An 8368-nucleotide genomic window follows, 5' to 3' on the forward strand; every position below is an offset into this window, starting at 1 on the left:
CTTTATGCCTTAATTAATTTATCACTTCAGGTGTCTTGATATGAATCACGAAGCAAACCATAGCTCTATGCATCAGGAAAACGTCGACTTAAGTGAAATTACTAAATTCAACGCGATTGCCACCCGTTGGTGGAAACTAAACGGCGAGTTAAAGCTACTACACCGCATGAATCCGCTGCGCTTAGACTATATACTGAACCGCGCTGGCGGCTTATTTGGTAAAAACATTTTAGATATAGGTTGCGGTGGCGGTATTCTAGCAGAAAGTATGGCACGCGAAGGTGCTAAGGTAACTGGTCTAGATATGAGCGCCGTTGCGCTAGAAGTAGCGCGATCACATGCATTAGATAGTGGTGTGAAAATAAAATATATCCAGCAGACGGTTGAGCAACATGCGCAGACTAACTTTGGTATGTACGACATAGTTACCTGCATGGAGATGCTAGAGCATGTACCAAACCCTGCCTCTATTGTACATAATTCAGCTCGACTTGTATCGCCAGCAGGCGACGTTTTTTTTTCTACTATTAACCGAAATTGTAAAGCTTGGCTGATGGTTATCTTTGGCGCGGAGTATTTATTAAGTCTTATCCCGTGCGGTACCCACGATATTAATCATTTCATTAAGCCCTCTGAGTTGCTAAACTGGGTAGACGAAACGTCGCTATGCGAGCGGCATATTACCGGTATACATTATAGTCCTCGACTCGATGAATTTAAACTATCTAATAATCTAGACATAAATTATATGCTACATACACAGCGCATAAAATAATATCATTATTCTTGATTACGAAGACAAACCAATTGTTTTCTTAATTTGATCACAATCTTATTATAACCAGGAAGCGCTGACATAATAGCAGCTTACCATGTGAATAAACAATTATCCCTCTAGGTTCTCCACCAAACAGCTCAATTACTCACTTGCATTACAGTCTATTTATCACTATCTTGTTATTTACATAATGTCAAAACCCAATATATAGTCATTTGATCGTCGGCAAGGCACTCTTTTTGCACGGCACCCAAGGCTACTAAGTAAGGGTAACAAAGACAGGTAAAAAACAGGTAAAAAGTCGCATGAGCCAAAGTCTGCTAGTTACTAAACGCGACGGACGCAAAGAGACCATAAATCTGGATAAAATCCACCGGGTCATAAATTGGGCTGCCGAGGGACTCGATAATGTTTCCGTTTCTCAAGTGGAATTACGTTCGCATATTCAATTTTACGATGGAATGAAAACTTCTGATATCCATGAAACAATCATTAAAGCCGCCGCGGACTTAATCTCACGGGAAGCACCTGATTATCAATATCTAGCAGCGCGACTAGCTGTGCTCCACTTACGTAAAAAAGCTTATGGTAAGTTTGAGCCACCAAAATTATATGATCATGTGTTACGTTTAGTCAAAATGGGTAAATACGATCAACATCTACTAGAAGACTATAGCTTCGAAGAATTCGCCAAGATGGATAGTTTTATTAATCATTGGCGCGATATGAATTTCTCCTACGCTGCGGTGAAACAACTGGAAGGAAAATATCTAGCACAAAACCGGATTACAGGAGAAATTTATGAAAGCGCCCAGTTTTTGTATATGCTGGTAGCCGCTTGTTTGTTTTCTAGTTACCCACGTGCTAACCGTCTTGATTATGTCAGACGTTTCTACGATGCCGTATCGACATTTAAAATATCATTGCCAACGCCGATTATGTCTGGGGTGCGAACACCAACCCGTCAGTTTAGCTCGTGCGTATTAATTGAGTGCGGCGATAGCCTAGACTCCATCAATGCAACATCTAGCGCTATTGTGAAATATGTCTCCCAGCGGGCTGGGATTGGCATCAACGCCGGTAGAATTCGTGCTATCGGTAGCCCTATTCGTGGCGGTGAAGCCTTTCATACTGGTTGTATTCCTTTTTATAAACATTTCCAGAGCGCTGTGAAATCTTGTTCACAAGGTGGTGTACGAGGTGGCGCAGCTACCTTATTTTATCCTATGTGGCATCTAGAAGTAGAAAGTATGCTTGTATTGAAAAATAACCGTGGTATAGAAGCAAACCGGGTTCGCTACATGGATTACGGCGTTCAAATTAATAAATTAATGTATCAACGCCTAGTCAATAATGATCAAATAACTTTATTCAGCCCGTCAGATGTACCGGGACTTTATGACGCATTTTTCGCTGATCAAGATGAGTTCGAGCAACTATACTGTGAGTATGAAAAAGATGCTAGCATTCGAAAACGTCGCATCAAGGCGGTGGAACTATTCTCGCTGATGATGCAAGAACGTGCTTCTACCGGAAGAATTTATGTGCAACATGTAGATCATTGTAATACCCATAGCCCGTTTGATAGAACAGTAGCACCTATTCGCCAATCTAATTTATGCCTGGAGATTGTTTTACCTACCAAACCGATTGACGATATCCATGAAGAAAGTGGCGAAATTGCACTTTGTACTCTATCAGCTTTAAATCTCGGTGCTATTGAGAGTTTGGATGAGTTCGAAGAACTTGCTATGCTTACGGTCCGTGCTCTTGATGCGTTACTAGATTATCAATATTATCCTATTCCATCAGCTCACCGCGGCGCTATAGGTCGTCGTACCCTAGGTGTGGGGGTTATAAACTATGCGTACTATCTGGCTAAACATGGTGTACGCTACTCTGACGGTAGTGCTAATAATTTAACTCACCGTACCTTCGAAGCAATTCAGTATTACCTACTAAAAGCTTCTAATAATCTGGCCAGAGAGCGTGGTGCCTGTCCGTGGTTTCATGAAACCACTTATGCTCAGGGGATCTTGCCAATAGATACGTATAAAAAAGATTTAGATCGTATCGTTAGTGAACCGCTACATTATGATTGGGAAGGATTACGTGAAGATATTAAACAATCAGGTTTGCGTAACTCAACCTTATCAGCACTAATGCCATCTGAAACTTCTTCGCAGATTTCTAATGCTACCAACGGTATTGAGCCTCCACGCGGTCATGTTAGCATTAAAGCATCGAAAGATGGTATTTTACGTCAGGTGGTTCCGGAATCGGTCCGCTTACACAACGCCTATGAATTTCTATGGGATATGCCGGGCAACGATGGTTACTTACATTTAGTAGGGGTGATGCAGAAATTTGTCGATCAGTCGATATCTGCTAATACTAACTACGATCCATCCCGTTTTCCATACGGGAAGGTACCAATGAAACAGCTGCTAAAAGATTTACTAACAGCTTATAAATTAGGTGTTAAAACACTATACTACCAAAATACCCGTGATGGTACGAAAGAAACACAGGAAGATATGCCGGCTGCACAACAAGAAGATTGTGAAAGCGAAGCATGCAAGATTTAAACATGATCTGATGTAGTTTTAATTACCGCATCCATGTACATGTAATACATGTCACAGGAGTAACCATGGCTTATACCATTTTTTCTCAGAACAAAAATAACCAACTACTGGAACCAATGTTTTTAGGTCAGCCAGTCAATGTTGTACGTTTTGACCAACAGAAATACGATATTTTCGAAAAACTAATAGAAAAACAATTATCCTTCTTTTGGCGGCCGGAAGAGGTGGATATCTCTCTCGATCGGATCGATTATCAATCGTTGCCGAAACATGAAAAACATATTTTCATTAGCAATTTGAAGTATCAAACTTTGCTTGATTCTATTCAAGGCCGCAGTCCCAATGTAGCGCTACTACCTCTGATATCAATTCCAGAATTAGAAACTTGGGTTGAGACGTGGGCGTTTTCAGAAACTATTCATTCGCGTTCTTATACACATATAATCCGTAATATTGTTAATAATCCTTCATTAGTTTTTGACGATATTGTAGTTAACAAAGAAATATTAAAACGTGCTAAGGATATTGCTGATTATTATGATAATCTCATTAATCTTACTAGTTATTATCATATTTTGGGCGAAGGAAATCATCATATTAATGGTAAATTAGTAGTAGTAAATAAGCATGAACTCAAGAAAAAGCTTTACCTATGTTTGATGAGTGTCAACGCGCTAGAAGCGATACGTTTCTATGTAAGTTTTGCTTGTTCCTTCGCTTTCGCAGAACGTAAACTTATGGAGGGAAATGCAAAAATTATCCGTCTCATCGCACGTGATGAAGCGCTGCATCTTGCCGGAACACAGCAGATGCTCAATTTGATGCGTTTAGGCAAAGACGATCCCGAAATGGCTGATATCGCACTTGAATGTCAGCAGGATAGCTATAAGCTTTTTCTATTAGCCGCTAATCAGGAAAAAGATTGGGCTAGTTATTTATTTCGCGACGGCTCTATGATTGGTCTTAATAAAGACATTTTATGTCAGTATATTGAATATATCACGAACATACGTATGCAAGCAGTACTGTTAGATTTACCCTTTACCACACGTTCTAATCCTATTCCGTGGATAAACTCCTGGCTAGTATCGGATAACGTTCAAGTAGCTCCGCAGGAAGTAGAAGTTAGTTCATATTTAGTTGGGCAGATTAATTCTGAGGTAAATAGTGACGACTTTAGTGATTTTCAGCTGTAATAATGACTATTACACTTATCCGGCTGCGGCAATATAACACCCAGATACCTTGCGAAAGTAGAAATCGCTCACTATTAGATGCATTAGAAATGCATCTCGTTCCAGTTGAGTTTCAGTGCCGTTCTGGTTATTGCGGCGCGTGTCGTCTACGCTTGTTGGACGGTAAGGTTAAATACAATCTAGAGCCTTTGGCATTTATCCATCGCGGCGAGATTTTACCTTGCTGCTGCTTGCCAATAGAAGATATTGAGTTAGAGTTATAATCATACTGAGATATCATGCTCTCATAAATTTCCTGAATAACAATTATTTAACCATATGTTGAGATTGAATAGCTGTTAAAGCTACGGTATAGATGATATCTTCTACTAGTGCCCCACGTGATAAGTCATTGACTGGTTTGCGTAAACCTTGTAGTACTGGTCCAATAGAAATTAAGTTAGCCGAGCGCTGTACTGCTTTGTAGGTAGTGTTACCAGTGTTGAGATCTGGAAAAATAAAAACCGTAGCTTTGCCAGCTACGGGCGAGTTAGGTGCTTTCGACAAAGCCACTTCAGCCATGATTGCTGCATCATACTGTAGTGGACCATCTATTACGAGATCAGGACGTTTTTCCTGTGCTAAGGAAGTTGCTTTACGTACTTTATCGACGTCGCTACCGACACCAGAATTACCTGTTGAATAAGATATCATCGCTACCCTAGGTTCAATACCGAAAGCCGCAGCGGAGTCAGCGGATTGAATGGCAATTTCTGCTAGTTGTTCATAGGTAGGATCCGGATTAATCGCGCAGTCTCCATACACCAATACTTGTTCTGGTAGTAACATAAAAAACACTGAGGAAACTAAAGAATACCCAGGAGCCGTTTTGATGAGTTGTAGTGGCGGACGAATAGTATTAGCTGTAGTATGTACAGCTCCTGATACTAAACCATCTACTTCATTTTGCTCTAGCATCATAGTACCTAGTACTACATTATCTTTCAGCTGTTCACGAGCTGCATCCTCAGTCATTCCTTTATTATGACGTAATGTAACCAGGCGTCGCACATATTGATCACGTGCGACCACTGGATTAATAATTTCTATACCTTTGCCTAATTCTACGCCCTGCAATGTAGCGATACGCTTAATGTTTCTGGCATTACCCAGTAGTACGCAGCGAGCGATACCTCTATTAACGCAAATAGACGCAGCTTTAATGATACGCGGTTCATCACCTTCAGGTAGTACGATACGTTTATCAGCCTGACGTGCCCGCTCTGTTAGTTGATAACGAAAGGCTGGCGGCGATAACAGAAGCGAATGTTCTGAATGTTCGGTAAGAGATGTTATCCAAGCATCATCAATATAGCCTGCAATATAATTATGTAGTTTTTCCAAACGACTATAGTCATCTAATGGTATTTCTAGGCTAAAACTTTGTAGGCTTAAAGATGTCTGCCAAGTATTGGTTTGCACAGTCAATACCGGTAATCCGGTCTGGAAAGCTCTTTCGCATAACTTATAGATACGCTTATCTATTTGATAGCCACTTGTTAGTAGTACCGCTGCTATTTCCACGCCATTCATCGCTGCTAGACAAACAGCTACTAAGACATCAGTGCGATCAGCCGATATTACTAGTAGCGAGCCAGGATGAAAATCCTCTAGCATATTAGGTAGACTGGAGGCACAAAATTTTATGTATTTAACGTAACGGGTTTTCAGATCTCCTTGATTAATAATCATCGCACTCAGATGGCGAGTGATATCAATAGCGCGGATATTAATCAAATCCACATTCCAAGGAATACAGCCTAGTACTGGTAGAGGACTATTTTTATACATTATTTTCGGATCAATTTGCTTAATACTAGTATTTGCTGCTTTATTGACAATTTCTGCGAGATCAATAGTAGTGTTACTGTGTGCAGATATTGGTGCGTTAAGTTTATTGATGATTACTCCTATAATGTTTTGATTACTACTAAATCTTGAACGTGCTAATTCTATTAGTTGTTTTAATTGATCTGGTCGCTTATCTTCTAATGTTAGTACCAAAACAATTTCTGCGTTCAGTATTCTAGCTATTTCATAGTTCAGAACATTCGCTAATTGGCACTTACGCGTGGGCACAATACCTTCTACCAAGACGATTGTAGCTTCTTTTGTCTTATCATAGTAACGGGCGATAATCTCCTCCATCAGCACATCTTGTTTATTAGAAACAAGCAATGACTCTACGTAATTAATACATAGCGGTTCTATGTACGGAATATGATATTTCGTGCAAACAATGTGAGTTAGTGCGTCCCCAGAACCTGCTTCAGCAATTGGTTTAAATACGTTCAAGCGTACACGTTTTTGCTTCATGGCGCGAATTATGCCCAGACTAACGCTGGTTAAACCTACTCGAGTGCCAATAGGGATTAACATTATTGTACGAGACATAATTAAACCTCAATTTACAATTGCTTGTTGGGTAAAAAACTGTTTAGTTATTATCCTGTTAGACGTGCTGCGTCTTGAGCAATAACCCACTCTTCGTTAGTAGGGATAACAATTGCCGGACGACTAGCATCTGTAGTAATCTTCCCAGATTTTCCAAATCTTACGGCAACGTTGCGCTTATGATCTACCTCAAAGCCAAGCAGCGCTAATTTTTTAAGCGAAAGCTGACGCACCATAGCGGAATTTTCACCAATGCCGCCGGTAAAAATTACTGCATCTAAACCTTCATCCATTAGGGTACTGTAGGCACCAATGTATTTTGCTAAGCGATGGCAGTAGACCGCCATGGCACGGCGGGCATCATCTTTATCCATGTAGTTCTCTTCCATATAGCGGCAGTCACTGGTGACCCCCGTTAAGCCTAGTATACCAGACTGATTAGTTAACATATTATGTATATTTTTAATTGATATACCTAAACTATCATGTAAATAGAATATGATAGCAGGATCTAGGTCACCACTGCGAGTGCCCATAACTAGGCCTTCTAGTGGCGTAAGGCCCATGGAAGTATCAACGCATTGCCCATTGCAGATAGCAGATACCGATCCACCGCTACCTAGATGACAGGTAATTAAATTGATTTTTTCTACTGGTTTATTCAGTACTTTAGCTGCTTCGCAGGTTACATAAAAATGGCTAATACCATGTGCTCCGTAACGGCGGATACCATGATCCTGATATAAAAAGTAGGGAAGTGCGTAAAGATAAGATGTTTCTGGCATTGTCTGATGAAAAGCCGTATCGAAAACCGCTACATTTTTACTAGCAAGCTGTGGAAAAGCTTTGAGCGATTTATGAATACCAATAAGATGCGCAGGGTTATGCAATGGAGCAAACGGAATAGAGTATTCTATTTCTTTTATAACCTCGTCATTAATAATAACTGACTGTGTGAAATGATTTCTTCCATGAACGATGCGATGCCCGATTGCGGTTAATTGTGCGGAAATTTCTGGTTTTTGTGTTAAAATATTTTTAATGATAAAATTAAGCGCTTCACTATGTGCGCTGTTAGTGCTAAGTGCGGCATATTGTGTGATGCCGTTTATATTCCATTTTATTTGTGCTTTCGACAAATAAAAATATTCGGCAAGACCAGAAAGATGTTTTTCACCATTGACAGCATCAATAATAGCAAATTTAAGGGATGAACTGCCACAGTTAAGAACCAGCACTAACTTACTCGACATGAAAGTACCTACTTCGTAAGCATTATTAATGATCATTTGATCTTAGCATATTAGATCAAGATAATTAATGATTTACATCATAAATATACTGATCTAATATGCATCAAATGGTTTAGATCC

6 protein-coding genes are annotated in these 8368 nt (G+C 40.0%); 4 read left to right on the top strand and 2 right to left on the bottom strand.

The window, feature by feature from the left end:
- The first annotated feature begins 40 nt into the window (after positions 1-40).
- From ubiG to yfaE, 4 genes are all read left to right on the top strand, one after another.
- Complete coding sequence (gene ubiG / locus CEX73_RS01970; protein ID WP_101626924.1) at positions 41-775, top strand: bifunctional 2-polyprenyl-6-hydroxyphenol methylase/3-demethylubiquinol 3-O-methyltransferase UbiG; 735 nt, start codon at positions 41-43, stop codon at positions 773-775.
- A gap of 308 nt (positions 776-1083) precedes the next feature.
- On the top strand, positions 1084-3366 hold the full coding sequence (gene nrdA / locus CEX73_RS01975) for a class 1a ribonucleoside-diphosphate reductase subunit alpha (protein WP_101626925.1): 2283 nt from the start codon (positions 1084-1086) through the stop codon (positions 3364-3366).
- A 65-nt stretch (positions 3367-3431) separates the two neighbouring features.
- On the top strand, positions 3432-4562 hold the full coding sequence (gene nrdB, locus CEX73_RS01980) for a class Ia ribonucleoside-diphosphate reductase subunit beta (RefSeq protein WP_101626926.1): 1131 nt from the start codon (positions 3432-3434) through the stop codon (positions 4560-4562).
- 2 nt (positions 4563-4564) lie between these two features.
- On the top strand, positions 4565-4825 hold the full coding sequence (yfaE, locus tag CEX73_RS01985) for a class I ribonucleotide reductase maintenance protein YfaE (protein ID WP_101626927.1): 261 nt from the start codon (positions 4565-4567) through the stop codon (positions 4823-4825).
- A 43-nt stretch (positions 4826-4868) separates the two neighbouring features.
- Here the strand turns inward: yfaE and pta are convergent, their stop codons facing one another.
- Positions 4869-6995 carry a phosphate acetyltransferase gene (pta, locus tag CEX73_RS01990; protein ID WP_101626928.1) on the bottom strand — a complete coding sequence of 709 codons (2127 nt, stop codon included), beginning with the start codon at positions 6993-6995 and terminating at the stop codon, positions 4869-4871.
- Between the two features lie 50 nt (positions 6996-7045).
- Positions 7046-8248 (bottom strand): acetate kinase, encoded by a 1203-nt coding sequence (locus tag CEX73_RS01995; RefSeq protein ID WP_101626929.1) that lies wholly within the window; start codon positions 8246-8248, stop codon positions 7046-7048.
- Between the last annotated feature and the right edge of the window lie 120 nt (positions 8249-8368).

The sequence above is a fragment of the Candidatus Palibaumannia cicadellinicola genome, assembly GCF_002855795.1.
Classification (GTDB): Bacteria; Pseudomonadota; Gammaproteobacteria; order Enterobacterales; family Enterobacteriaceae; genus Baumannia; species Baumannia cicadellinicola_C.